The 26,605-nt window shown below is 34.9% G+C and carries 22 protein-coding genes; 13 read left to right on the top strand and 9 right to left on the bottom strand.

Going from position 1 to position 26,605, the window contains the following annotated elements; genetic code table 11:
• The first annotated feature begins 25 nt into the window (after positions 1-25).
• The 3 genes from thpR (at position 26) to gcvP (ending at position 4,509) form a co-directional block, all read left to right on the top strand.
• The gene (gene thpR, locus BXY64_RS14620; RefSeq protein ID WP_170150673.1) at positions 26-604 is read left to right on the top strand and encodes an RNA 2',3'-cyclic phosphodiesterase; all 579 of its coding nucleotides are present in this window, start codon (positions 26-28) and stop codon (positions 602-604) included.
• Between the two features lie 69 nt (positions 605-673).
• On the top strand, positions 674-1,321 hold the full coding sequence (locus BXY64_RS14615; protein ID WP_120240737.1) for an MBL fold metallo-hydrolase: 648 nt from the start codon (positions 674-676) through the stop codon (positions 1,319-1,321).
• 299 nt (positions 1,322-1,620) lie between these two features.
• Complete coding sequence (gene gcvP, locus BXY64_RS14610) at positions 1,621-4,509, top strand: aminomethyl-transferring glycine dehydrogenase (protein ID WP_120240736.1); 2,889 nt, start codon at positions 1,621-1,623, stop codon at positions 4,507-4,509.
• 391 nt (positions 4,510-4,900) lie between these two features.
• On the opposite strand, the gene BXY64_RS14605 is transcribed toward gcvP, so the two are convergent.
• The 7 genes from BXY64_RS14605 to BXY64_RS14575 all read right to left on the bottom strand — a co-directional run bounded on the left by BXY64_RS14605 (position 4,901) and on the right by BXY64_RS14575 (position 10,764).
• A complete protein-coding gene (locus BXY64_RS14605; RefSeq protein ID WP_120240735.1) occupies positions 4,901-5,872 on the bottom strand; it encodes a D-alanine--D-alanine ligase in 972 nt (323 codons plus the stop codon).
• Positions 5,873-5,890: 18 nt separating this feature from the next.
• Positions 5,891-6,946, bottom strand: coding sequence for an RluA family pseudouridine synthase (locus BXY64_RS14600; protein ID WP_120240734.1), 1,056 nt, complete (start codon positions 6,944-6,946; stop codon positions 5,891-5,893).
• Between the two features lie 15 nt (positions 6,947-6,961).
• Positions 6,962-7,789: a PASTA domain-containing protein gene (locus tag BXY64_RS14595; protein ID WP_120240733.1), complete on the bottom strand. Its 828-nt coding sequence runs from the start codon at positions 7,787-7,789 to the stop codon at positions 6,962-6,964.
• A gap of 288 nt (positions 7,790-8,077) precedes the next feature.
• Entirely contained in the window at positions 8,078-8,236 is a 159-nt protein-coding gene (gene rpmH, locus BXY64_RS14590; RefSeq protein WP_110363239.1) for a 50S ribosomal protein L34, read from the bottom strand.
• A gap of 103 nt (positions 8,237-8,339) precedes the next feature.
• Entirely contained in the window at positions 8,340-8,960 is a 621-nt protein-coding gene (gene rsmG / locus BXY64_RS14585) for a 16S rRNA (guanine(527)-N(7))-methyltransferase RsmG (RefSeq protein ID WP_120240732.1), read from the bottom strand.
• Positions 8,961-9,025: 65 nt separating this feature from the next.
• Entirely contained in the window at positions 9,026-9,640 is a 615-nt protein-coding gene (locus BXY64_RS14580; RefSeq protein WP_120240731.1) for an RNA polymerase sigma factor, read from the bottom strand.
• Positions 9,640-10,764, bottom strand: a complete 1,125-nt coding sequence (locus BXY64_RS14575) for a glycosyltransferase (protein ID WP_170150672.1) — start codon at positions 10,762-10,764, stop codon at positions 9,640-9,642. The genes BXY64_RS14580 and BXY64_RS14575 overlap by 1 nt, the downstream gene beginning before the upstream one ends.
• A gap of 207 nt (positions 10,765-10,971) precedes the next feature.
• On the opposite strand from BXY64_RS14575, the gene tgt reads away from it, so the two are divergent.
• The 4 genes from tgt (at position 10,972) to BXY64_RS14555 (ending at position 15,364) form a co-directional block, all read left to right on the top strand.
• Positions 10,972-12,102: a tRNA guanosine(34) transglycosylase Tgt gene (gene tgt / locus BXY64_RS14570; protein WP_120240729.1), complete on the top strand. Its 1,131-nt coding sequence runs from the start codon at positions 10,972-10,974 to the stop codon at positions 12,100-12,102.
• 119 nt (positions 12,103-12,221) lie between these two features.
• A complete protein-coding gene (locus BXY64_RS14565; RefSeq protein WP_120240728.1) occupies positions 12,222-13,298 on the top strand; it encodes an LptF/LptG family permease in 1,077 nt (358 codons plus the stop codon).
• A 200-nt stretch (positions 13,299-13,498) separates the two neighbouring features.
• Positions 13,499-15,043, top strand: a complete 1,545-nt coding sequence (locus BXY64_RS14560; RefSeq protein WP_120240727.1) for an acyl-CoA carboxylase subunit beta — start codon at positions 13,499-13,501, stop codon at positions 15,041-15,043.
• Positions 15,044-15,055: 12 nt separating this feature from the next.
• Complete coding sequence (locus BXY64_RS14555) at positions 15,056-15,364, top strand: biotin/lipoyl-containing protein (protein WP_120240726.1); 309 nt, start codon at positions 15,056-15,058, stop codon at positions 15,362-15,364.
• A 57-nt stretch (positions 15,365-15,421) separates the two neighbouring features.
• Here BXY64_RS14555 and ispE read toward each other — a convergent pair whose 3' ends face one another.
• Complete coding sequence (gene ispE / locus BXY64_RS14550; RefSeq protein ID WP_120240725.1) at positions 15,422-16,237, bottom strand: 4-(cytidine 5'-diphospho)-2-C-methyl-D-erythritol kinase; 816 nt, start codon at positions 16,235-16,237, stop codon at positions 15,422-15,424.
• 182 nt (positions 16,238-16,419) lie between these two features.
• Between ispE and dnaB the strand changes: the two genes are divergently transcribed.
• From dnaB to BXY64_RS14535, 3 genes are all read left to right on the top strand, one after another.
• On the top strand, positions 16,420-17,955 hold the full coding sequence (gene dnaB / locus BXY64_RS14545; protein ID WP_120240724.1) for a replicative DNA helicase: 1,536 nt from the start codon (positions 16,420-16,422) through the stop codon (positions 17,953-17,955).
• A 307-nt stretch (positions 17,956-18,262) separates the two neighbouring features.
• Complete coding sequence (locus BXY64_RS14540) at positions 18,263-19,531, top strand: asparagine synthetase B (RefSeq protein WP_120240723.1); 1,269 nt, start codon at positions 18,263-18,265, stop codon at positions 19,529-19,531.
• A 122-nt stretch (positions 19,532-19,653) separates the two neighbouring features.
• Complete coding sequence (locus BXY64_RS14535) at positions 19,654-20,034, top strand: GxxExxY protein (RefSeq protein ID WP_120240722.1); 381 nt, start codon at positions 19,654-19,656, stop codon at positions 20,032-20,034.
• Between the two features lie 422 nt (positions 20,035-20,456).
• On the opposite strand, the gene BXY64_RS14530 is transcribed toward BXY64_RS14535, so the two are convergent.
• Positions 20,457-21,152: a YjjG family noncanonical pyrimidine nucleotidase gene (locus BXY64_RS14530; RefSeq protein WP_120240721.1), complete on the bottom strand. Its 696-nt coding sequence runs from the start codon at positions 21,150-21,152 to the stop codon at positions 20,457-20,459.
• 132 nt (positions 21,153-21,284) lie between these two features.
• Here BXY64_RS14530 and BXY64_RS14525 point away from each other — a divergent pair, with 132 nt between their 5' ends.
• From BXY64_RS14525 to BXY64_RS14515, 3 genes are all read left to right on the top strand, one after another.
• Entirely contained in the window at positions 21,285-24,182 is a 2,898-nt protein-coding gene (locus BXY64_RS14525) for an Ig-like domain-containing protein (RefSeq protein ID WP_120240720.1), read from the top strand.
• Between the two features lie 134 nt (positions 24,183-24,316).
• The gene (locus BXY64_RS14520; RefSeq protein ID WP_120240719.1) at positions 24,317-25,231 is read left to right on the top strand and encodes a hypothetical protein; all 915 of its coding nucleotides are present in this window, start codon (positions 24,317-24,319) and stop codon (positions 25,229-25,231) included.
• A 312-nt stretch (positions 25,232-25,543) separates the two neighbouring features.
• Positions 25,544-26,032, top strand: coding sequence for a hypothetical protein (locus tag BXY64_RS14515; RefSeq protein WP_110363211.1), 489 nt, complete (start codon positions 25,544-25,546; stop codon positions 26,030-26,032).
• Positions 26,033-26,605: the final 573 nt, after the last annotated feature.

Here is a 26,605-nt window from a genome sequence, read left to right as displayed (position 1 = left end):
CAAATCATTAAACTCATAGATTCAAGTGGAAACCACACGTATTTTCATAGCAATAAAGATAAATAATACCGATCAAATTCGTGCGATTTTTCGACAAGTTCAGGTAGATTTAAAGGATGAGTGGATAAAGTGGGTTGATTTTAAAGGCTTACATATTACTCTTGGGTTTATTGGTGCAACTGATGTAAGAAAAATAGAATTGATAAAAAATCGATTGAGGATTTGTGCAGCAAAATTTCCCCCTTTTCGAATACAGTTAAGTTCTTTGGGTGCATTCCCATCTATTAACAGAGCAAGAGTGTTGTGGATAGGTGTTAATACTGATGATTTAATGTATCAGTTACGCGAGGAAATTTTGAAGCATTTGCAAAATATAGTTGAATTTCCTGATACCAGATTTTCACCACATCTAACCATTGGCAGAATAAAGTATGGTGTTAAAAATCCTGATAAAGTAAAATGTATCCTGGAATCTCATGAAAGTTGGAGAGATGATGAGTTATTGATTTCAGAATTTGTTTTAATGGAAAGTAAACTTACTCAACAGGGACCAGTTTATGAAGTAATGGATCACTTTGCTTTAAGTGGATCTACTCCTCATTAGATTTTCATCACAACATGTTTCTAGTTCGTTGAAATAAATGTAAATTTGGGCTACAAAAAAATAACAAATATGATTACGATAGAAACATTAGTGTTTAATCACTGGCAAGAAAATACATACATATTACACGATGAAACAGGAGAAGCAGTTTTAATAGATTGCGGAGTGTTTTTCGAAGACGAAGGAAAAAAATTAATCGATTTTGTTGAAAAAAATGGGCTAAAGTTGGTAAAACAATTAAATACTCACCTGCATATCGATCATGTTTTGGGTAATCAGTTTATGAAAGACACGTTTAATTTACTAACCTGTGCTCATAAAGATGATGAATTTTTGTTGGCAGAAGCTCCTAATTATGCGGTGCGTTTAGGACTTGAGAACGTTGTTGAACCACCTGCAATGGGTGAAGCGATTAAAGATGGTGATGTAATCAAATTTGGAAATTCTGAATTAAAAGTATTGCATGTACCAGGACATTCGCCGGGACATGTTGTGTTTTACAACGAAGAACAAAAATTTGTGATTGCTGGTGATGTTTTATTTCGCGAAAGTATTGGTAGAACAGATCTTCCTTACGGAAATTACGAACAATTAATCGGAGGAATTAAGGAAAAACTATTGGTTCTTGCTGATGATGTGGAGGTTTATCCTGGTCATGGTCCATCGACAACAATTGGTCACGAACGCAACAACAATGTGTTTCTGAAAGGATTATAATTTTAGTTTCATAGATATAAAGCCTCTTCTTTTTGAAGGGGCTTTTTCTTTTTTAATGATTGTTGATAGACTAAACAAAATTATTAACATGTTCGAGATTAAAAACCCAGGTTAAAATATGACAAAAGTCATCTTTGTATTAATCTAAAAAACAAAAGGTTAAGTTGATAGTTCTACTTGCGAAGGAATGTTAAAAAACAGCGTTTTAAAAGATTATTTTACTACTTGAAAATTTAAATCTTTTGCTACTTTTACAATCAAATTTATTTATAAACAACAACAACTAAATAAACAACAATATGGCAAGCGAAAAGTTTGTTTCTCGTCACATTGGTCCTCGCAACGGCGATATTAAGACCATGTTGGAAACTGTAGGTGCTCCATCATTGGAAGCCCTAATCGAAGAAACTATCCCTTCGGATATTAGATTGGGAAAAGATCTGGATTTACCAGAAGCTTTATCGGAGTATGAATATTTTGCGAAGATTAAAGGAATTGCTGCTAAGAATAAATTGTTCAGAACTTTTATTGGACAAGGTTACTACGATACAATTACTCCTGCTGTAATTCAAAGAAATATTTTAGAAAATCCAGGTTGGTATACTCCTTATACTCCATATCAGGCAGAGGTTTCTCAAGGTAGATTGGAAGCTCTTTTGAACTTCCAGACAATGGTGTTGGATTTGACCAAAATGGAATTGGCTAACTGTTCTCTTTTGGATGAAGCTACTGCTGTTGGTGAGTCGATGTACATGATGATGGGACTTCGTTCTCGCGCTAAGAAAAAAGCCGGAGCCAATAAAGTTTTTGTAGATCAAAACATCTATACTCAAACTCTTGATGTATTAAATACACGTGCAAACCCTCTTGGAATTGAGTTAATTGTCGGTGATTATAAATCATTCGAGTTTGATGAAACTGTTTTTGGTGCTATCGTACAGTATCCTGCTGCAAATGGTAGTATCGAAGATTATGCTGATTTTGTAGAGAAAGCTCACGCTGCTGAAGCTTTGGTTTCGGTTGCTGCAGATTTAATGAGTTTGGTATTGTTAACCCCTCCAGGTGAATGGGGAGCTGATATCGTTGTTGGTACAACTCAACGTTTCGGTATTCCAATGGGATACGGTGGACCTCATGCTGCTTTCCTTGCATGTCGCGAAGCGTACAAGCGTAATGTTCCAGGTCGTATTATTGGGGTTACCAAAGATGCTCAGGGAAATCATGCAGTTCGTATGGCATTGCAAACTCGCGAGCAACACATTAAGCGTGAAAAAGCTACATCTAATATTTGTACTGCTCAGGCTTTGTTGGCAACTATGGCAGGTTTCTACGGAGCTTACCATGGAGCTGAAGGCTTAACCAGAATTGCTAAGCACATCCATGCAGGAGCAGCTGAGTTATCTGAAGGAGTAAAAGCTTTAGGATACACACAAAATATAGAAAACTTCTTTGATACAATTGAGGTTGTGCTTCCTGAAGGAGTAGTAATGGAAGATATCAGAAATGCAGCTTTAGAGGCTGAAATGAACTTCCGTTATATTGATGAAAAAACAGTTGGTATCTCTTCTGATGAAAAAATCAGTAAAGAAGAGATCAATACCATTATAAATATTTTTGCTAAAGCTGCTGGTAAAGAAGTTGAGGCAAAAGAAGTAGAAGAGAAAGTTTACTTTGATGGTAAATTCTCAAGAACAAGTGATTTCTTAACTCTTGATGTTTTCAACCGCTATCGTTCAGAAACTGCAATGATGCGTTACATGAAAAACCTTGAGAAGAAAGATATCGGTTTGAATACTTCTATGATTTCATTGGGATCTTGTACGATGAAATTAAATTCTGCAGTTTCTATGTTGCCAATTAGCTGGCCTGAATTTGGTGGAATTCACCCATTTGTACCAATGAATCAGGTAGAAGGTTATACTGATATGATTTCTGAACTTGAAAAATGGTTGTCAGAAATTACAGGTTTTGCAGGATGTACTTTACAGCCTAACTCAGGTGCTGCTGGTGAGTACACAGGTTTGATGGTTATTCGTGAATACCACATCTCTCGTGGAGAAGGACACAGAAATGTAGTTTTGATCCCTTCTTCGGCCCATGGAACTAATCCGGCTTCAGTAACAGTTGCAGGAATGAAACCTGTTATTGTAAAATGTGATGAAAATGGTAATGTTGAGTTTGATGATTTGAAAGCAAAAGCTGAAAAGCATGCTGAAGATTTATGTGCTTACATGATTACTTACCCATCTACTCATGGTGTATTCGAAACCGGAATTAAGGAAATGATGAATCTTATTCATGAGAATGGTGGTCAGGTGTACATGGATGGTGCAAATATGAATGCTCAGGTTGGTTTAACTAACCCGGGATTGATTGGCGCTGATGTTTGTCACTTGAACTTACATAAGACCTTCTCAATTCCTCACGGTGGTGGAGGTCCTGGTGTTGGACCAATTGGTGTTGCTGAACATTTGGTACAATTCTTACCATCTCATAAATGTGTGGAAACTGGTGGCGAAAATGCAATTACAGCTGTAGCTGCTGCTCCGTTTGGTTCTGCAAGTGTATTGCCAATTACTTACGGTTACATTGCAATGTTGGGTACAGAAGGTTTAACCGAATCTACTAAAATGGCAATTTTAAATGCCAATTATTTGGCTTCGTCGTTCGAAAAATTAGGATTTAAAATTTTATATAAGGGTGAAAACGGACGTGTTGGTCACGAAATGATTTTCGATTGTCGTGAGTTCAACAAGTCAGTAGGAATTACCGATACTGATATCGCTAAGCGATTGATGGATTATGGATTCCATGCTCCAACTTTGTCATTCCCAGTGCACGGAACATTAATGGTTGAGCCAACTGAAAGTGAACCATTAGAAGAATTAGATCGTTTCATTGAAGCATTGGCTAAGATCAATGAAGAGATGAAGGAAATTGAAGATGGTGTTGCTGACACTGTTGATAATGTATTAAAAAATGCTCCTCACACACACAAAGTACTAACTGCAGATGAGTGGAATCACACTTATACTCGTCAGAAGGCAGTGTATCCGTTGAAGTGGGTTGCTGACAACAAATTCTGGCCAACAGTTGGTCGTGTAGATGATGCTTTCGGTGATCGTAACCTAATGTGTACATGTGCACCATTAGAAGTATACAACGAAGAGTACGTTGATGCAGACTAATTAGTCAATAAGAAAAATTTAGATATAAATCCGGTGAGTTTCTCATCGGATTTTTTTATTCGAAAAAGGGTAAAAAGAAACAAGGAGGCTGCCCCTGCCTCCTTGTTAATGTTCTATTACTAACCCTAAAATTTAACTATGAAATAATGAATTGAAAAATAATCCATTAAAATCTATATCATATTACGTATAAGTTTGTAAAAAGTTCGCGATGTTTTAATAGTTTTGGCTTAGTTTTCAGGTAGTTATTTTCATAAGAATGGAAAGAATCCTTAAAAATAAGGCCTTTCGTAAGAGTAAAAAAAAATGAAAAAAAATACATTTTTTTTTATTTTTCTATGAATATTTAAAACTTTCCTAATCAGTGGTTTAAGCTATTTTAAAAAGCTTTTTAGAATTCATTTTCGATAACTAAAGTTAAGATATCCTTTAATTCGCGATTCATTGCAGTAACCTGTTTAGGGATAAAACTGTTGGCGGTCATACCTGGGACAGTATTGGCTTCCAGAATAAAAATTTCATCTTCTTTGATCATATAATCTACGCGAACAATGCCTTTGCATTTTAGGGCATCGTAAACTTGGGACGATATATTTTGAATTCTATCTGATAATTCTTTAGAAATCCTTGCAGGAGTAATTTCCTCAGCCATATTTGGATCGTATTTGGCTTCAAAATCGAAAAATTCTTTCTTAGGGAGTACTTCTGTAACTGGAAACACTATACTCTCTTTCTTGGTTTTTACTAAACCACAAGTGAATTCTAATCCATCAATAAACTCTTCTATAATAACCTCTTTTCCCTCCTTAAATGCTTTTTCAATGGCTTCATTTAAGTCCTCAATTTGTTTTACCTTCGAAATTCCAAAGCTTGAACCATCAGCATTTGGTTTAACAAAGCAAGGCATTCCTAATTTTGCATGAATTTCTTCAATAGAATATTCTTCATCTTTCTTTAGGAGAACCGATTTTGCAAAATTGAAACCTAAGCTTTTTAAGTATGAATTGCACGCATGTTTGTTAAAACTTAGGGCACTACTTAAAACATCACAAGTTGAATGAGGAATTCTTAATAACTGCAAATATCCCTGAAGAATTCCATTTTCACCAGGAGTTCCATGAATTGCAATGTATGCAAAATCGAATGTTGTTTTAATTCCATCCTTGGTAAAACTAAAATCATTTTTATCGATAGGGTAGGATTCATTCTCAATTTTCACATTCCATTCTAATTCTTTTAATTCAATTAAGTATGGATTGTAAAGATCTTTATCAAGAGTATTGAAAATATGATCGGCCGTTTGAAGTGAAATTACAATCTCGGCTGAGTCTCCTCCTGCTATTACTGCAATGTTTCTTTTCATGGGTTGTATAGTGCTTTGTTATTCTTCTCGACTAGCTGTATAATCTCTCCATTTTTGAATTACACTGCTCATGTCTTCAGGAATCTCCGAATTGAAAGAAATGTATTCTCCAGTTGTAGGATGATCGAAACCTAAAGTTTTAGCGTGTAATGCTTGTCTTGGACAAATTTTAAAACAATTTTGAACAAACTGTTTGTACTTGGTAAAGGTAGTTCCTTTTAAGATTTGATCTCCACCATAATCAGAATCATTAAAAAGAGGATGGCCGATATGCTTGAAGTGAGCGCGAATTTGGTGAGTTCGTCCTGTTTCCAAAATACACTCCACTAAATTTACATATCCCAATCTTTCCAGTACTCGATAGTGAGTTACAGCATGCTTTCCATATTCTCCATCAGGAAAAACATCCATAACTTTTCTGTTTTTTAAATTTCTTCCAATATGACCAGTAATTGTTCCTTCGTCGTTTTCCAAATTTCCCCAAACCAAAGCGCGATATTTTCTATCACTGGTTTTGTTGAAGAATTGTAATGCAAGTTTGGTTTTGGCTTCTTCGGTTTTTGCAATTACCAAAATACCAGATGTGTCTTTATCGATACGATGTACCAAACCTGGTCTAGGATCCTTCGAATTGAAAAGTGGTAAAGCTTTTAGGTGGTGCGCAAGAGCATTTACTAAAGTTCCAGAATAATGCCCGTAAGATGGATGAACTACCATGCCTGGATTTTTATTTACAATTAGAAAGGCGTCATCTTCATAAACAATGTTTAGTGGGATATCTTGAGGTATGATTTCGATCTCTCTTGGAGGATAGCTCAAAACAATGGTGATAACATCGTTCGGTTTTACCTTGTAGTTACGCTTAACAGGTTTGTCGTTAACATTGATACATCCGGCATCAGCAGCTTCCTGAATTTTATTTCGTGAAGCATTCTGCATTCGGTCTACCAAATATTTGTCGATCCTAAGCATGCTTTGTCCAGGATCAACTTCAAAACGAAAATGTTCGAATACTTCCTGATTATTATCTAATTCCTCTTCCGGGTTGATATTATCTTTTGGTTCTTGTTTCATTACTTTTGCTGTGTTTTAATAAAGCAATTTGCCTAATCTTTGTTGAAGCAGCGAATCTGCATGTTGAAGCTTAAGAGTATCTTTTGTCAGCCAAAGATCAATATTGTTCCCTGGACGAATTTTTCGATTTTCGTTGTAAGCTGGATATTGTTTGAATACTTTTGCTTGTATAGAATCAATTTGACTTTTAACTGATTCATCGAATTGTATCTTGCCAACATTTAAATTTGACATGATTATTTTCTCCTTGGCTTGGGTATTGTTTTTTCCCATTAAATTGGGAGCCAAAACTCCGAATGTATTACCTCTTCCCAATACCAAATCAATGGTTGCACCTTTATCTATCATGCTTCCTGATCCAATTGAATCGCCTTTGTATTTAGGGTAAAGTACCAAGTTGAAAAATTGACTTTTTTCATATTCTAATCGACCAATTTTAAATCCATTGGTAATAAGTAACTCGTAAGCCTGACGGAACGAATTGTCAACTAAATTTGGGAAACGTACCTGTTCTGGTTGGTGCGCATTAATGGTTAAAAACAGATTTCGATTTCGTTTTACAATAGCTCCGGCCACAGGTCTTTGATCCAAAACAGTTCCCGGCTCATATTTCGGATTGTAAATTGAATCGTAAACAGTGAGTCGCAGATTTTCTTCATCTATTGTTTTGGCAGCATCTTCGAGGCTTGTTCCATACAAATTTGGAACGGTTAATTTTTCGCCATGATGTGTATACCATTTTAATCCTGAAAGAGTAATCCATACAATAGCAATTGTTATTAGTAAAGCAATGCCTAACTGAATTAAAAAGAATCTGCTTTTAAAAAAATTAGTTGATTTCATTCGAGTCTGTTTTCTTTTGGGTTGGCTATCGTCATTAAAAGTCAATAGTTCATTAACGACAAAAAATACTTATTATTTCAGTAGTTTTTGCGTTCTACAAAAATAGCAGAGATTTTTAGATTTAAGAAATGAGCTACTGGAATTGCAGCTTCATTCTTACAAAAAAAGGCAAAAAAAAAGAGCTCCCTTGGAACTCAATCAATTTTAGAAAGGTTGAAACCTTAAAATACAAAAAAGTAAAGAATTTGAATTCTTTACTTTCTGTATATCGGTTACTTAATTGTAAAATTAAGCTTTGTGTCTGCGCTCGCTTGAAACAGAAACTTTCTTTCTGCCTTTAGCTCTTCTACGAGATAGCACTGCTCTTCCGCTTACAGAAGACATTCTCTCTCTGAAACCGTGCTTATTTCTTCTCTTTCTATTTGATGGTTGAAATGTTCTTTTCATCGCGAAAAATTTTTATCGAATAAAGTTATTATATGCGTTGATTTTGGACTGCAAAAATAAGTTTTTTTTTAATCTAACAAAAGGATGATGCAAAATATTTTTCCTAAAGCTCAAGATGTACAACTTTTTTAGTCTCAAAGAACTCCTCTTCGAAGAAGTTGGTACAGTCGAAAAGCTGCACTTTATCGCCGTATCCAGCTATTTCTTCCTGAAAATCTCCACCTTTGATATAAAGAATACCATTGGCCAAACTATTTTTATCTTTTGGTGAAGAATTTTTGCGAACCATGTTCACAAATTTAGGAAATGCAGTAACGGCTCTACTTACAATAAAGTCGAATTTTTCTTTTACCTGTTGAACTCTAGTGTGTTCTGCTTTTACATTTTTTAATTTTAAGGCTGCAGCTACTTCGTTTACTACTTTTATCTTTTTTCCAATGGAATCTACCATGTAAAAATCGCATTCAGGAAAAAGAATAGCCAATGGAATTCCTGGAAAACCTCCTCCGCAGCCAACATCCATGATCTTTGTTCCAGGTTCAAACTTCATTACTTTGGCAATCGATAATGAATGCAAAACATGATGTAGGTATAAAGAATCAATGTCTTTACGCGAAATGACATTGATTTGATTGTTCCAGTGGGTATACAAATCTTTAAGCTGAGCAAAACGATCTTTTTGTTCCTCAGTTAAATCTGTAAAATATTTTTCGATGATTTCCATGCCAATTTTATTTTAGGTTGGCAAAGATAGAACTAATTCGCATTCATCGTTTTCCAACAAAAAAATTATTTCTTTTTCTTCTCGATTTTTACTTCAGAATCTTTAAGGTTGTTGAAAAGCAATTCACGAGCTCTAAACAATTGAGCTTTTACAGTTCCTATTGGCAACTTTAGCTCTTGAGCAATTTCTTCGTAAGAAAATTCTTCAAAATAGCGAAGTTCAATTAGTCGGCGATAACGTTCTTTTAACTTGCCAACCTCATTCCGCATAATTTTTGCTTTCTGTTTCTTAACAAATTCTTGTTCAGGATTAAGACCACTTGATTCAAGCGTTATGGTTCTTTCGTTTTCAGCATCGTCTTTTCCATCAATGGATATTGTGTTTCCTCTCTTTTTTCTTAGGAAATCAATACAATTGTTCGACGCAATTTTGAATAACCATGTGCTGAAAGCATATTTGGGAGAGTATTGTTTGATATTACGGAAAGCTTTACCGAAAGCCTCAAAGGTTAAATCTTCAGCGTCGTTTTTGTTATTAACCATTTTTAATAACATGAAAAATATGGCGTCCTTGTATCTTTTAAAAAGCTCTTCATATGCTTTTTGATCGCCATTAACTGAAGCTTTTACCAGCCTATAGTCGTATTGGGCTTTTTCTGAGAGATTCGGATTTATTTCCATTATGATCGTTTACTGTATATGTAACTTTGTATATAAAATAGCAATTTATACAGAGGTCTTAATAAGACATATACATACGAAGATAAAAATAAATTCTCTTCTCTCAAATGCCTTGTGGAAATTTTAAAACAGTATCCTTTTATAAAAATTTTGACTATGCATATTGCAAGTAATGAAAAATATAGTTGTGTTTTTATCAAAGCTAGAATAAGAAGAGTTACGAACAGAAAATGTGCTATTGGTTCTAAATCCAGCAATAGTTTTCTTTTAAATGGAATGTATTTCCTACTCTTGAAGTAATGCTTGTTAATTGTTTTCCAGGTTTTACAGTAGTTTTTTGCATCAATAGTGATTTTACTATCAGGATTTGTGGAGAAAGTATAATCCGACTTCTTAGCTAAATCCATGCATAAAATGTGATCGTAGCCTGCTTCGAAATGTGCATTTCCTGCATATCCTTTGTTTGCGAGAAAATCAGACTTCAAAAAACTCATGTTAAAAGAATTGCCTGCGTACAACTTATTTATATTTGTAAAAGCAGCTATCTTAATGGTTTGTTTGATAATATCATATCTAAAGAAGTTGTAGAAGAATCCTTTTCGATATTCGAAATTGCTATAGGCATTGTATAGCTTTCCTTGTGCATGTGCAACAGTAGTTCGTAACCATGTTTTTCTATTGGTAAAACCATTTGGATTTAGATGTATAATTTGGTCGTATTTTGCTGCTTTTACGCCAATTGTTATAGCAAGTTTTTTGTTGTGTTTGAATTTTTCGTCGATTGGAATTTGTGTTGATCTAAGGTGTGGATATATATTTTTCAACCTAATCAATACATCTTCAGTATCGTCAACACTTCCATTATCAACAACTATTATTTCATATTCAGGATAGTCTTGTGTTAATAATCCGGGAAGATTCTTTTCTAAATATTGTGCTTGATTTTTAGCACAAATAATTATTGAAACAGGAATTGTTTCGGAATGAATGTATGAATTGTTCTTAACTTTTAATTTTCTACAATAGAAAATTGAATAGATTAAATCTATAAGAAATGTAAGAACCAATCCGATAATTAAAAACCATTGAATTGGTGTGAGAGGGTGATAAAAATATGTTTCCAATTTTATATTTTTTTGTGCAGTCCAAATTTAAACGAATCTATGATAAATAGAGCCTATGAAGGCATTTTTTATTGAAAAAAACTGTTTTAAAGATTGTTGTTTTTGGTCTGTAGCGCCTATTATATTCATGATTAAGATTTATTAGTATCTTTGCTGCCGATTTTGCAAAAACCGATTCTTGGATTTTGCAGTTTTAAAACAGTCAATATGGATTTTAAATTACACAAAACCGATCCAAAGTCTTCTGCAAGAACAGGAGAGTTAACAACAGATCATGGAAAAATACAAACTCCGATATTTATGCCTGTGGGAACACTTGGCTCGGTAAAAGGAGTACACCAGCGTGAACTTCGTGATGATATCAATGCTGAAATTATTTTGGGAAATACTTATCACTTGTATTTGCGTCCTGGTTTGGATATTCTTGAAAAAGCAGGAGGATTGCATAAGTTTAATGGATGGGAAAGACCTATATTGACTGATAGTGGAGGATTTCAGGTGTTTTCTTTGGCTGACAATAGAAAATTGACAGAAGAGGGAGCAATGTTCCGCTCACATATTGATGGATCGAAACATTTCTTTACGCCGGAAAATGTAATGGATATTCAAAGAACCATTGGTGCCGATATTATTATGGCATTTGATGAATGTCCTCCAGGAACATCAACCTATGAATATGCTAAAAACTCCCTGGAACTTACCCAGCGTTGGTTGGAGAGATGTGTAAAACGTTTCGATGAAACTGATCCTAAATATGGTTACTCACAAACATTGTTTCCTATTGTACAAGGTTGTGTTTACGATGATTTAAGAATTAAAGCTGCTGAACATGCTGCTTCGCTTAATCGTGAAGGATACGCCATTGGAGGTTTGGCTGTAGGTGAGCCTGTTGAGGAAATGTATTCAATGATTGAAGTGGTGAATGATGTTCTGCCAGAAGATAAGCCTCGATATTTAATGGGAGTTGGAACTCCTGTAAATATTTTGGAAGCTATTTCACGAGGAGTAGATATGTTTGATTGTGTTATGCCAACCAGAAATGGTAGGAATGGTATGATCTTTACTAGTGAAGGTATCATCAATATTAAAAATAAGAAATGGGCTGATGATTTTTCTCCAATCGACCCAAATGGAACTTCTTTTGTTGATTCAGCTTATTCCAAAGCATATGTGCGCCATTTGATACATTCTGGCGAATTATTGGGATCTCAAATTTGTAGTATCCACAACTTAGCATTTTACTTATGGTTGGTTCGTGAGGCAAGAGAGCAAATTAATGCTGGAACTTTTGCAGCATGGAAAGATATCATGGTTAAAAAGTTGGCTACACGTTTATAAATGTTAAAAAATCTTACAATAAGTCAGTTGTAATTGATATTTGAAGAATAAGTTTTACTTTTAATTCGGCAAATTTAAATTCGGGTTTTCCGAGAGTATCAGAAAATAAAAATCAGGTTTTGAAGAAATTAGATCTATATATTATCCGAAAGTTTTTGGGTACATTCTTTTTTGCGATTGTTCTAATCATTAGTATCTCAGTTATTTTCGATTTTTCGGAGCATATCGATGAATTTATCGACAAGGAGGCCCCGCTTAAAGCGATTCTTTTTGATTATTACCTGAATTTCATACCCTACTTTGCTAACTTATTTAGTGCGTTATTTACCTTTATTGCAGTAATATTCTTTACTTCAAAAATGGCTTATAATACCGAAATTATTGCCATACTAAGTAGCGGAATTAGTTTTAGGAGAATGATGTTTCCTTATTTTATTGCAGCATTAATTATTGGTGTGTTTTCGTTTGCCTTAAGTAATTTTATTATTCCGCCGGCAAATGCAAAAAGAATTGAATTTAACGAAACATACATAAAGAAGAAGTATAGAAATAAGGAAAGAAATATTCATCGCCAGATAGAACCAGGTGTATTTATTTATATGCATAACTGGGATACAGGAAGTAATACAGGTTATCGATTTTCATTAGAGAATTTCGAAGGGAAAGAGTTGAAATCGAAACTTACGGCTAGAAATATTAAATGGAATAAGGAAAAAAATAAGTGGACTATTAATGATTACTTTATTAGGAACATTGATGGTGATAAAGAGAGTTTTGAACACGGTAAGAAAATAGATACAACCTTAAGTTTTGGTCCTAAGGAATTTGGGCGCAAAAAATATTTGGTTGAGGCAATGAACTATACAGAGCTGAACGATTATATCGACCAGCAGACCATGAGAGGAGACAGTAATATTAATGCTTATAAGATCGAGAAATATAAAAGAATGGCTAATCCATTTTCAACCTTCATACTTACTTTAATTGGTGCGTCACTTGCATCTCGTAAAATTCGAGGAGGAATGGGGCTTCATTTGGGAATTGGTTTGCTGTTAAGTTTCTCGTTTATACTTTTCTTACAAATTTCGGTTGTTTTTGCTACCAATGGTAGTATGAACCCGATGTTAGCCGTTTGGTTGCCAAATATTGTTTTTACATGTGTCGCTTTGTACTTATATCGAATTGCGCCTAAATAGAACTATTCTAAATAGTTTTTTAGGAAAAGTTTTGATAATCAATGTAAAGAGTTTATTTTATATAGCTAGAGCGAATGGGTATTTTACGCCAGAATTTTTTTCTAGCGTAAAAATTACTAACGTTGTAGCTTGGAATTTTGTGTGCTACACGGAATTCAACATATATAGAAATATATATTTTCTAACTAAATGTACAGATTATGTCATTGAAACGAAACATTCTTGATCTTAGAAAGAGAAAAGAAAAAGTGCTTCAAGGTGGTGGTGAGAAAGCCATTCAGAAGCAAGTTGCAATGGGGAAATTGACTGCTAGAGAAAGGGTAACATCTATTTTGGATGAGGATTCTTTCCATGAATACGATTTATTTGTTGAGCACGAAGCCCGCGACTTTGGCATGGAGAAGAAACAACTTCATGGTGATGGAGTTATCATTGGAACTGGTACTATTTACGGTGAGCCTGTTTGTATTTTTGCACAGGATTTTACTGTAGCTGGTGGTTCTCTTGGTCTTATGCATGCGAGAAAAATCACTAAAATCATGGATCATGCGTTAAAAATGCGTGTACCATTGATTGGTATTAACGACTCAGGGGGAGCTCGTATTCAAGAGGGTGTTAATTCACTTGCTGGATATGGAGAAATCTTCTTCCGTAACACCTTAGCATCTGGTGTTATTCCTCAGTTGTCTGTAATTCTTGGTCCTTGTGCTGGTGGAGCTGTTTATTCTCCTGCACTTACCGACTTTGTGTTTGTGGTTGAAAACATCTCAAAGATGTTCATTACCGGTCCAGAGGTAATTAAAACTGTTTTGGGTGAAGAAATTAGTATGGAAGAACTTGGTGGAGCTAGAGTACATAGCGAAATTACAGGTAATGCTCATTTCTATGCTCAAAGCGAGTACGAATGCTTCGAACAAATTAAGAAGCTCCTAACCTTCATTCCATGGCACAACGGTAAAAAAGCTAAAGCTTTCCCACCAAAGCCACCAAAGCCAGAATACAAAATTGAGGAAATTGTACCAGCTGATCCAACTCAGCCATATGATATCCGTAACGTAATCAAAGCAATTTCTGATGATTCTGATTTCTTTGAAATCATGGAGAATTTTGCAAAGAATATCGTTATTGGTTTCGGTAGGATGAATGGTGAAACTGTAGGTTTTGTAGCAAATCAGCCTATGGTATTGGCAGGTGTATTAGATTGTGATTCATCTGATAAAGCTGCTCGTTTTATCCGTTACTGTGATTCATTTAATATTCCAATTGTAACTCTTGAGGATATGCCAGGTTACTTACCGGGTGTTGATCAGGAGCACATGGGTGTTATTCGTCATGGTGCGAAAATTCTTTATGCGTACTCAGAAGCAACAGTGCCTAAGATTACAGTGATTATCCGTAAAGCATACGGTGGAGGTTATATTGCAATGAACTCTCGCCATATGAAGGCAGATTTCATGTTTGCATGGCCAACTGCTGAAATTGCGGTAATGGGACCTGAAGGAGCTGCAAATATTATTTTCCGTAAGGAGATTATGAATGCTGAAGATCCTGAAGCAATGCGTAAAGAAAAAGTTGCTGAATATAAAGAGAAGTTTGCTAATCCTTATGTTGCAGCGGCTAAAGGTTATATTGATACTGTTATCGAGCCAGAAGAGACTCGTAACATGTTGTTACACTCAATTGAGGTTTCGAACAATAAGGTTGATAGAAGACCTGCGAAAAAACACGGTATTCCTCCATTCTAAAAATTATTCGTTATGGAAAATTTAAAAGAATTCAACGTTGATGGTACGGTTTACAAAACACAAACCACCAAGAAGTTTGAAAACAGAAAAGCCTGGGAAAGACCAAATCCTAAGAATCTTCTGTCGTTCATTCCAGGAACAATTGTTGAAATTTTCGTAAAAGAAGGGCAGGAAGTAAAGGCTGGAGAAAGCTTAATGATTCTTGAAGCGATGAAGATGAAGAATCTGATCGAAATGCCTTTCGACGGTGTTATTAAAAAGATTCATGTTGAAGAAGGAGTAAAAGTCCCTAACAGAATGTTAATGGTAGAGATTGAGTAATCTTTCTGATATGAAAATATTAAGGGATTGTTGTAATGACAATCCCTTTTTATTTGTTTATAGTTTACTTTTCCAGGTAAAATACTTTTTCCAGTTCTCCAAAATCGTTGGCTCTTTTTCAAAGATGCCAAACATACTAGAACCACTTCCCGACATTGCAGCGTAAATGGCACCAGTTTCGTATAACTCCTCTTTTAAAATTCTCAATTCTGGATGATTCGGGAATATGCTTTTTTCAAAATCATTAAAGACATTTTCTTTCCATTCTGAAAGAGGAAGGTTAATAATTTCTCTTAATGATTCAGCTGTTTTTTTAGGAGAAACTCCAGAATAAGCTTCAGGAGTGCTGATGTGTATTTCTGGTTTTATTAAAACGATATGATACCCGCTTAAATCGAGCTGTATAGGCGAGAAAATTTCACCTTTACCTTCTGCGAAAACTGGTTGGTTTTTAATGAATACAGGGCAATCGCTACCAATTTGAACCGCATACTCTTCCATTTGTTGGAAGTTCATTCTCAGTTTGTAAAAATCGTTTAGCATTTTAATCATGTATGCAGCATCAGCTGAACCGCCACCTAATCCAGCACCAAATGGGATGTTCTTGTGTAAATGAATTGCTGTTGGAGGGATCTCGTATTCTGAAGCAATTAAATTAAAAGCTTTTATCACGATATTTTCTGAAGGATCGATATCAATAGGAATTCCAGATGATGTAAATTCATATTGTTTCAAAGAATCATTTTTAGCTATTTCCAATGCATCGCAAATAGGAATTGGATAAAAAACTGTTTCAATATTGTGAAATCCATCAGGCCTTTTTTCAATAATGTTAAGACCCAAATTTATTTTGGCATTTGGAAAGCAAAGCATATTTTGTGTTCTTGATAAATTTGGTTTAAAAATACTCGTTTTAAAGAGCAAAAAAAATCAAATTATGGCATTTTAATTTTCTATCTTTATCTTTGCATTCTCAAATTTTTCGACACAAATTTGAATGATTAAGTGAGAGAGGGAAAGTGTTGAAATCTGTTGAATTAATTATTTAAGAGTATATGGCTGGAGCAAACAATTATAAAAATCAATCGAAAAATAAAATTGATTTGGAATACGGAAAAGTACCACCACAAGCGGTAGAACTTGAAGAAGCTGTGCTTGGTGCTTTAATGTTGGAAAAAGATGCAATTATTTCGGTTGGAGACTTGTTGAAAGCCGATTCGTTTTACAAAGATGCTCATCAGAAGATTTATAAGGCAATTATGAATCTTTCTACCAAGGAGGAACCTATTGATATTTTAACAGTAACAGAAGAGTTAAAAAGAGAGGGAACCTTGGATGATGTTGGTGGGCCTTTCTATATTACACAGCTTACAAACCGTGTAGCTTCTGCCGCTCATATCGAGTTTCATGCTCGAATTATTGCTCAAAAGCATATTCAACGTGAGTTAATTCGTGTTTCTTCTGATATTCAAAATCAAGCTTTTGATGATAGTATTGATGTTGCCGATTTGTTGGATAAAGCACAGCAGGAAGTTTTTGATATAGCTGAAGGGAATATCAAAAAGGAATCTGCACATATTCGTCCCTTGGCCGATGAGGTAATCAACCAAATTGTAGAAGCTGGAAAACGTCCTGATGGATTAAGTGGGGTACCTTCCGGATTTACGGCTTTGGATAGAATCACTTCTGGATGGCAGAAATCTGACTTGGTAATTATTGCTGCTCGTCCTTCTATGGGGAAAACAGCTTTTGTACTTTCCATGACTAGAAATATGGCGGTTGAACACAAAGCTCCAATTGCGATATTTTCGCTGGAGATGGGGGGTGATCAGTTGGTAAAACGTATGATTTCCAGTGAAACAGAATTAGGTTCAGAGAAGTTGAGAAATGGTAAGCTGGAAGATTTTGAGTGGGAGCAATTGCACGTAAAGATTAAGGATTTGGTTGATGCACCAATTTATGTAGACGATACTCCTGGTTTGTCAATTTATGAATTGCGCTCAAAATGTCGTCGATTAAAAGCCAAATACGATATTGGTTGTGTGATTATTGACTACTTGCAGCTGATGACAGCAGGTTCCGACATGAGAGGTAATCGTGAGCAGGAGGTATCTTTGATTTCACGTCAGTTAAAGATCATTGCAAAAGAGTTGAATATTCCGGTAATTGCACTTTCTCAGTTGAACCGTGGTGTTGAACAGCGTACCGGAGATGCCAAAAAACCTATGCTTTCCGATCTTCGTGAATCTGGTGCGATTGAGCAGGATGCCGATATGGTACTATTTATTCACCGACCAGAACGTTACGGAATAACAGAAGATGCGGAAGGAAATTCATTAATTGGTATTGCTGATATCATTATCGCAAAACACCGTAATGGTGCGGTTGGTGAAATTCAATTAAGATTCCGTAATCAGTTGGCTCGATTTATGGATTTGGAAGGTGAGAGTTTGAATCCATTTGGAGATGAAGGTCCTGAAGAAGTCAAAACCTTTAGTTCTAGTATGAATCAGGATCCAGGAGGAGGATTAGAAGATCCTAATGCAGGACTTGTTGGCGGTAGTGATTTTGAAGATGCTGCACCATTTTAAAGTTTCCATAGATTTCCACATATCAATATTTTTTTATCCACAAATTGACACAAATGTACACGAATATTAATAGCATTTATTTGTGTTAATTCGAGAGTGTTCGTTCGTATTCATTTGTGGACCTGTTTAAGTTATTCTTTAATTGATTTTGATGGATTTTATTTATTCACAAATACTATCTAATCTATAATAAATACTTATTTGTGTGTATTCGTGGACTTACTTTTAAGAACTTAATTAGTGGATTGATTTTTCCTTTAGATTGTGATTTTGTACTTTCGAATTAAATCAATTTTCGATTGTACCTATGAAGAGTTTCTCAAGAATACCTCTGATTCTATTTTTTTTCCTTTTAGCCTATATTCAGGCTTTCTCGGCAAGTGTACTTATTCCTATGGATGATTCTCAAAAGAATCATTTAAAATCATACGGAATTGCTTATTGGACTTTACAAAACAATCATGAAATTCATTGGTTGTTGAATTATCGAGGAGGTTCTTTTCTATTGCCATTAAGCAAAAATATTGAGGATGAATGTAAAATTCGGGGCGTTAGTTATGCTGTAATTTCCGATGTCAATGTTTCGCAGATCATGAATGAGATTTCTTCTCCCGAAGCCAATATGGATGCGATTAAACTGGAGAAACCTCCAAAGATTGCCGTTTATACTCCCAAAGGAAAAAAGCCTTGGGATGATGCGGTAACTTTAGCACTAACTTATGCAGAAATTACCTACGACATTATCTACGACGATGAGGTTTTAAATGATAAGTTATCTGATTATGATTGGCTTCATTTGCATCATGAGGATTTTACAGGGCAGCACGGTAAGTTTTACGCGTCTTATCGAAATATGCAATGGTATAAGGATGAGGTGAAAGATAATTTGGCAAGAGCGCAAAAGTATGGATTTTCAAAAGTGTCAGATTTAAAAAAGGCAGTTTCGCAAAATATTCGAAAGTTTGTTGAGAATGGAGGCTTTTTGTTTGCCATGTGTTCGGCTACCGATACTTTCGATATTACCCTTGCTGCAGATAAAACAGATATCTGCAATCATGTTTTTGATGGTGATCCCATTGATGAGCACGCTCAGGAAAAGTTAGATTATAATAAAACATTTGCATTTACTGATTTTAAGTTGGAAACCAATCCATATGTGTATGAGTTTTCAGATATTGATGTAACCTTAACTCGAAAGGTAAATCGAGATGAGGATTATTTTATGCTTTTTGATTTTTCAGCCAAATGGGATCCTGTTCCTACAATGTTGTGTCAAAATCATAAAAACATGATTAAGGGATTCATGGGACAGACCACAGCTTTTAAAAAGGATTTGATTAAGCCCGGAGTTTTGATCATGGGAGAGAATAAATCCGCAGGAGAAGCTCGATATATACATGGCAAATTTGGAAAAGGGACTTGGACTTTTTACGGCGGGCACGACCCGGAAGATTATCAACATTTGGTAGGAGATCCACCAACCGATTTGAATTTGAAAAAGAATTCGGCAGGATATCGATTGATTCTGAATAATGTGCTATTTCCTGCAGCAAAGAAAAAGAAGCGAAAAACTTGATGTTGTCCACGAATGGACACAAAATTACTCAAATAATTCCTACTGATGTTCTTATCCGTGGATTAGTATAGACAGATGAAGGGTGAAAAAAAGTCCACAAATGAACTCAAATAAAAACTCAAATGATTTCTGAAGAATTCCCTTTCAAAGATGAATGTTATCAAATTATTGGCGCAGCAATGGAAGTCCACAATGAATTAGGATGTGGTTTTCTTGAGGCTGTTTACCAAGAAGCTTTGGCAATTTTACTTGACGAAAAACTCATCCTATTTGAAAAAGAAAAAATATTGGAAATTTCATTCAGAGGTAATATTTTGCAAAAGAAATTCATTGTTGATTTTTTGTGTTTTAATGAAGTAATCGTAGAACTAAAAGCTACAGATTCAATCCACTCAGAACACATTGCTCAGACTTTAAATTATTTGAAGGCCACAAAAAAGAAAATAGCATTACTCATTAATTTTGGTACAACTCGACTTCAGTATAAAAGAATTATCCTTTAAATAAAAGTCCACAAATTAACAAGGATAGACACAAATAAATCCCTGCAAATATTCGTGTGTATTTGAGTGTATTCGTGGATTTTAAAAAATATTCGTGGATAAGATAAAAAAGAAGAAGGCTGTGTCCCCTAAACACAGCCTTAAGTTCAACATCGTTTGTATAGTTTACTCTATATTTTATTAACCATTTGTATATCTATTAACCCTGTAACTTTTACTAACCCATTAGAATTTTTATGGAAGTTACATACAAACTTAATGATGTTGAAAGAACGGAAGGGTTACCAAGCCTGTCCGTCACAATTACCGCTGCAAATATAGGTTTTGTTTTATTGCAAAAAACATGCTCTTCGGCAGTTTTTGCTTATGAATTGTTAAAATATCTTAAAAAGTGATTTTAAATTGTAAGGTTTGAGCGTTTTTTACAGAATTTTTGTGATTTCTATCAATTCATTGACTTCGTAAGTTACATCATCACTGTGTTTGGTTTTATTCGAATTGAAATAGATCTGGTCTATATTTGATTTTCTTGCTCCTGCAATGTCAGTTTTCAAGTCATCACCAACCATAATGCTATTGTTTGTTGTGGCGCCGGTGTTTTGTAATGCATATTCGAATATCAAAGGTGAGGGTTTGTTTGCTCCGGCATCTTCAGATGTTATAATTTCTGTGAAATAGGATATGAGTTCACAGTTTGTGAGTTTCTTGTATTGAACCTCGTTAAATCCATTGGTGATAATGTGCAATTGATACCCTTTTTCTTTTAGTTGTTGCAACATTTCATGTGCCTTGGGAAAGGTTTTGGTTTGTAAAGGGCTTATTTCAATAAAATCCTGAGCAATTTCTTTCGCTAAATCTAAATCGTCTGCTCCCGATTCTTTCAAACATAGATAGAATCTTCTATACATTAAATCTTCCTTCTTGATTCTGTTTTGATAATAAGCATTCCAAAGTTTACCATTGTGATATTCAAATCGTGATTTAAAAAACAGGAAGCTTCCGAAAATGTTTTGCAATTGGTAATCTCGATACAATTGATTTAAGGTAATTTCAGAGTTCGCATTAAAATCCCATAAGGTTCTGTCAAGGTCGAAGAAGATGTGTTTGTATTTGTTCATTTACTAATATGTTTGAATTGTTGCAAAAATAACTTGATTAATGTAAAAAATACTTATGATTTGATTTAAATTCTAACAAATCAGTTATATTTGGTTCCCCCCTTAAAAAACATTAACTGTTAAACAGTAATTATGGATACTTTTTTCTCTAGGATAGTTTTATTCTTATTTTTTGGATTGTTGAGTGGTTTCGTTTCTGCACAAACATACTCTGAGACATTAACAAATCCAACATGCGCAAGCTGTTCTGATGGCAGAATTGATGTGGATTGGAATTATGGTGGCAGAACACTTAGAGTTAGATTATATAATTCTGCCGGGAATTTGGTTCATACAGAAAATTATGCGCCTTATAATTTTACGGGGCTTGGAGTGGGGATTTATACAATTTATTATCAATACTATAAAGATTGGGGGAGGAATAGAGGTTGGAGAGATTATACAACGAAAACTGTAAGTTTGATTTCTACAACAGTAACTGTACCTTTTGAACAAAGAACTTCTCAAAATACACCTACGCAAAAAATATATAGTGTAAAGGGGGATTTTACCATGATTGGAAATACCAATCTGACCTTGGAAAATTATTCTAATAATGGTAATAATTCTGGTGATATGGTTTATGTTGATGTTGACTCAGACCCTAATACATTAAACTCCTCTTCGGCAACTCTCGATTTTTCTACCGAAAATGATGCAAAGCCTCAATGTTCTAATGTCGTTTATGCAGGTTTGTACTGGACCGGGCGTTCTTCAACAACTAACAATATTTTTACCATTTCTAAGATGGGAACTGTTCTGCAGGCTGTGGATGAAAATTTTACTATAGAGCATAATGATTATGCTCCTTACTCAGATTGTTCGGTTACAGTTAATCGGTATGATGTTGGTAGAAATAGGACGAATTATTTAGTTTACTATACCTTTAAAACTAATGTAAATCCAGATGTCGTATTTTTGTTTTATAGCAGTGGTGAAGTTTATTATAGAGTAGGTAATGGTAGTTATATTGAAGTGACAGCGAATGTAAATACCGTATCAGGAATAATGACAGCCTCATTTAATCCCATAACTATATATTCAGAAGCTGGAGATATAATAATCACAATTAATGAGTTGAAAAGAGGAAGTAATCCCAACTCAAGTACCAGCTATTATCGAAATACATCAGAAGTAAGTGGAAATGTTAGCGGTTTTACGAGTGTAGAAACAGGTGTGGTTACCAAAACCTACAACAAGAGAGAAATATACATTAAACATTCAGGTGAATCCGCTTACCAGAAAATAACTGCCAGAGCTGATGATATTCATTATCCAACAAATTTAGAATCTTCCATTTTTGCTGCCTATGCCGAGGTGACCGACTATGTACAGGAACATGGTATTGGTGAGTATTTTGTAGCAGATATGGCTTTATTGGAAGGTGACGGAGGTGGAACTGGTTACTCTGGAGGCTGGGGCTTAGTTGTTGTTTATGAAAATTCTAAAATGAAATGGCGTGATGTAACGCTTTTTGATGGATATGCCTATGTTCAGCATTTAGGTGGAGCAAGTACTTCTTACGAATTGCCAATCTCAGGATTTAAGGCTGTACAGAGCGGAGATGTAAATGTTAAATTGGGTCTGATGGCTAGTGAAGGAGACGTTAATATTGCAGGCGATTTTATAGAAATACAAAATGCGGCTCAAACCAATTGGGCGAGGTTAAATCATGATGACAATAATACAGCTAACTTTTTTAATAGTTCAATTTCAACAGGAGGTAATTCCAGGAATCCAAATCTGGTAAATAATACGGGAGTTGATATTTCTATGTTTGATGTTCCGAATTCTGGTAATGTGAATATAGCTAATTCGCAAACCACTACGAAATTCAGATATGGAACTAATCAGGATACTTATGCAATTTTTGCTTTGGCCATGGCTGTGGATGCTTATGTGCCGGAAGCAGAAGCTACAAATATTATTACCCACATTGAAGGTGTTACAGGAGAAATTGTAGATGGTACAATAGTTGAACCGGGGAAAACAATTAGCTATAAAATGGAAATTCGTAATCGTGGAACAGAAGTCGTGAACGATGCGCGTTTGGTGTTACCGATTCCTTATACTACTGAATATGTTAGTTCGAGTGTTAATGTAGGTGCTGTAACTTATGATGTGGCAGAAGGTGCTACAGGTTCTATTGTGTGGGAAATTGGAAATCTGCCGGTTCCATCTGAAGGACCGGATCAGATTCTGGGAACACTAACCTATACTGTAAAAGTTACAGAGGATTGTTCCATATTAGGGAATTCGAATTGTGATCCATCTGTAGCTGTAGGTGGAGGTGGTGGTTCGACTGGTACTGGTGCAACTTCGGGAACAACTATCTCTGGTTTTAGCATTATTCAAGGATACGAAACAGATGGGGACTGTGTTGGGGAGCCGATTATGACTCCTGTAAAAATTATAATTGATGCAGAAGATTATGTAGCTGCTAATTGTACCGTAGAAGAAATTAACAGTGATCAGGAATTCTTTTTCTGTAACTTGGGACCATCAGCTTCTATTCCAATCACTGAGGTGAGCGGTAATTTTCCTTCTGGTAGTCGTTTTTACGACAATTATCCTATTGTTGAAGGGGTAACGGAAGAATTTACTATAAGTAATGAATTTCTTGCAGATATTGGGACTACTACTTATTACGCTGTTCCTCCAGGATATACCACTTGTTATTATACATTTAAAATCACTGTTAAAGATGTTAGTTCTATACCAACTGTTAACGATGTGACATATTGTAAGGATGCTACAGCAAATGTTATTCGGGCTACACCTAGTGATCCTTCGTATGAATTGTATTATTACATGACAGAAACAGACGATACTCCTTTAATCAATTTTATTCCTCCAACAGATAGAGCAGGAGTTACTACCTATTATGTGGCTGAAGGAGAATCAGCAACTTGTTTGAGCCCGAATCGTGTTCCTGTAGTTGTTACAGTAAACCCACAACCAAGTCCCATAGGGATATTTTTCTCAAATTAAACTAGGCTAATAAATAACTAAGGTATTGTCAAAGCGATGAGTTTGTACTTCTTAAGCAAATTTATCGCTTTTTCGTATATGTGATTTAATTTAACTAAATTAAGACGATGTAACTTTGTAAACCCCCTAGAGATATGAAAAAGATTTGTGTAATTATTACTCTAATCAGTACAGCGTTTTTTAATATAGCAGGTGTTGTCCCACCTCCAGGGCAGACTCCAATAACCATTTCTACCGAGGATGACCGTCGTTCAGATCCTAATCCAGATTTAAATTTGAATAAAAATTTACTTACCATTACCAGTACAGGAAAATTAATGGTAAGAAACTTGGTTGTTGATAATAACTCAGATGTGGTGATTCAAACCGATGGTGTATTGATTGTTGAGGGGGATTTGATTACCGAAAATAAAATGACGATTGAGGCTGGAGGTACTTTAATTGTATTGGGTGATTTTGTACATACAGGTTCCGATACAAATCATGGAGGTTTTACAAGTTCAGACCCTTCCAATGTATATATATTGGGATCAATTGATGGATCGGATGATGGTAATCATTTGAATCCAAATCTTTATCCTGTATTGCAATGTGATGGAGCTGCCAGTAACGATGGTTTGACTGATTATCAGAACAACTGTAATTTTGGAGGTGAAACAGACTTGATGACCAATCCAATTTACCAGGCAATTTGTGGAGAGAATTTTTCGGGAGGTGAAATATCAAGTGATCAGGAAGTTTGTGAAGGAAACGAATTGGATCCTTTTTTAAATGTTAGTCCTGCAACTACCTCAGGCAATGAAACCAGTTTTACCTACCAATGGTATTACACAACAAAATTAAATTCTGATCCTAAAACCGACTTGATGAGTTGGACTTTAATTGAAAATGCAGAGAGTTTGGATTACACTTCAAATATTGGTTCAATTACACAAACAACTTTTTTTGTTCGCCAAGCAAGTAAAGGAGCAGGTTGTGTTACCTACTCAAATATAGTTACTATTGATATGGTTGATGCTCCAAGCCCCATAGGCATATTTCACGAATAGTTAAGTATTTAAATAATAAGAAGAAATCCTGATGTACTTACGTCAGGTTTTTTTTGTCAATTAAAAATTAAACTTGACAAATGCATATTGTTGTTTAATAACTTTTAAATGTTGTTTAACCTAAAATGTGCCAGTTGTTAGGTTTTTGTTAAAGTGTGTGAACTATTTATGATTACCTTTAATGTAGCCCACAATATTGGAATTGAGATGTTAAGCGAAATAACCTAAGCTTACTAGTTCCTTTGGTAATTTTATTATCATCCTACAGTTGATTTGCTCAGAAATGATCAACCCAAAAATAAAATTTATACTATGACTATCGAAAATAGAATAAATCTGGTAGTAGATGACCCCAAACGAGAAGCCATTGAAACCAATCTTACGGGATTAAAAACAGAGTTAAGTACTTTATTAATCGCTCTGTCGCCGAAACAGAAAAAAGATCTGCCAAAGTTGGGAGAACACATGATGGATTTTGTGGAGCGTTCCTACGAAGGAGTCGGGAAAAATCCAACATTAGCACCTTCATACATTAAAATGGACGAGGTGAAGGTGGATATGGAGGCTTGGAAGCTATTGCATTCCATAGCCCGAGACCTTGAACAATTGGTGAGTATGCTTAATGATACGGCCACTTTATGTGGTAGTGAGGCTTACTCTTCCATGTTGAGTTTTTACAATTATATCAAGCAAGCATCAAAAGATGGAGTTCCTGGAGCAAAGCCTTTGTATGATGGCTTGAAGCACTATTTCCCAGGAACCGGAAATAGCAAGGACAAAACTAAAGATAACGAAGAATAATTATAACTTTGGGTTGTGAAATGTTGCGAGTGGCAAAAGACTTAGGTTTTTTGCCACTCTTTTTGTTGATGAAATAACCAACGCTTTGGTAATTTTAGCAAAGCTTTCGTTTTTTTACCAAACCTTTGGTTCCGGTCATCAATGCTTTGGTAATTTTATCAAAGCTTTAATAAAATTACCAAAGGCTTTAATGAATTAACCAAAGTTTTCAAAAAATCATGAAAGGCTTTAATGAAAAAACGAACGTTTTAATAAAGCCATCAAACGCTTATGTGATATTATGAAAGTTTGATGGAGTATTTATCAAATAGCAGGTGTTAATGCTATTATTACAGCTATTCAACTTGCTATTTTACGCTTTGTGTTTTTTTAGTGTAAAACAAGATGTGATTGGTAAGATTCTGGAATGTATTCCTAAATTTAAGATAATTTACTCTTCTTTTTTTACTTGTGTTGCGTATATTTGCCACCCCTTAAATAAATGACTCTGCGTATGGAGTCATTTTTTATTGTGTCAATATTTGGTTTTTGTTGATTAGTGATATTAACTTATAGATGAATGGTTTTGACTTA

This window comes from Marinifilum flexuosum (genome assembly GCF_003610555.1).
Taxonomy (GTDB): domain Bacteria; phylum Bacteroidota; class Bacteroidia; order Bacteroidales; family Marinifilaceae; genus Marinifilum; species Marinifilum flexuosum.
The sequence above is the reverse complement of the archived record's forward strand: the minus strand, read 5'-3'. Positions and strand labels throughout refer to the sequence as shown.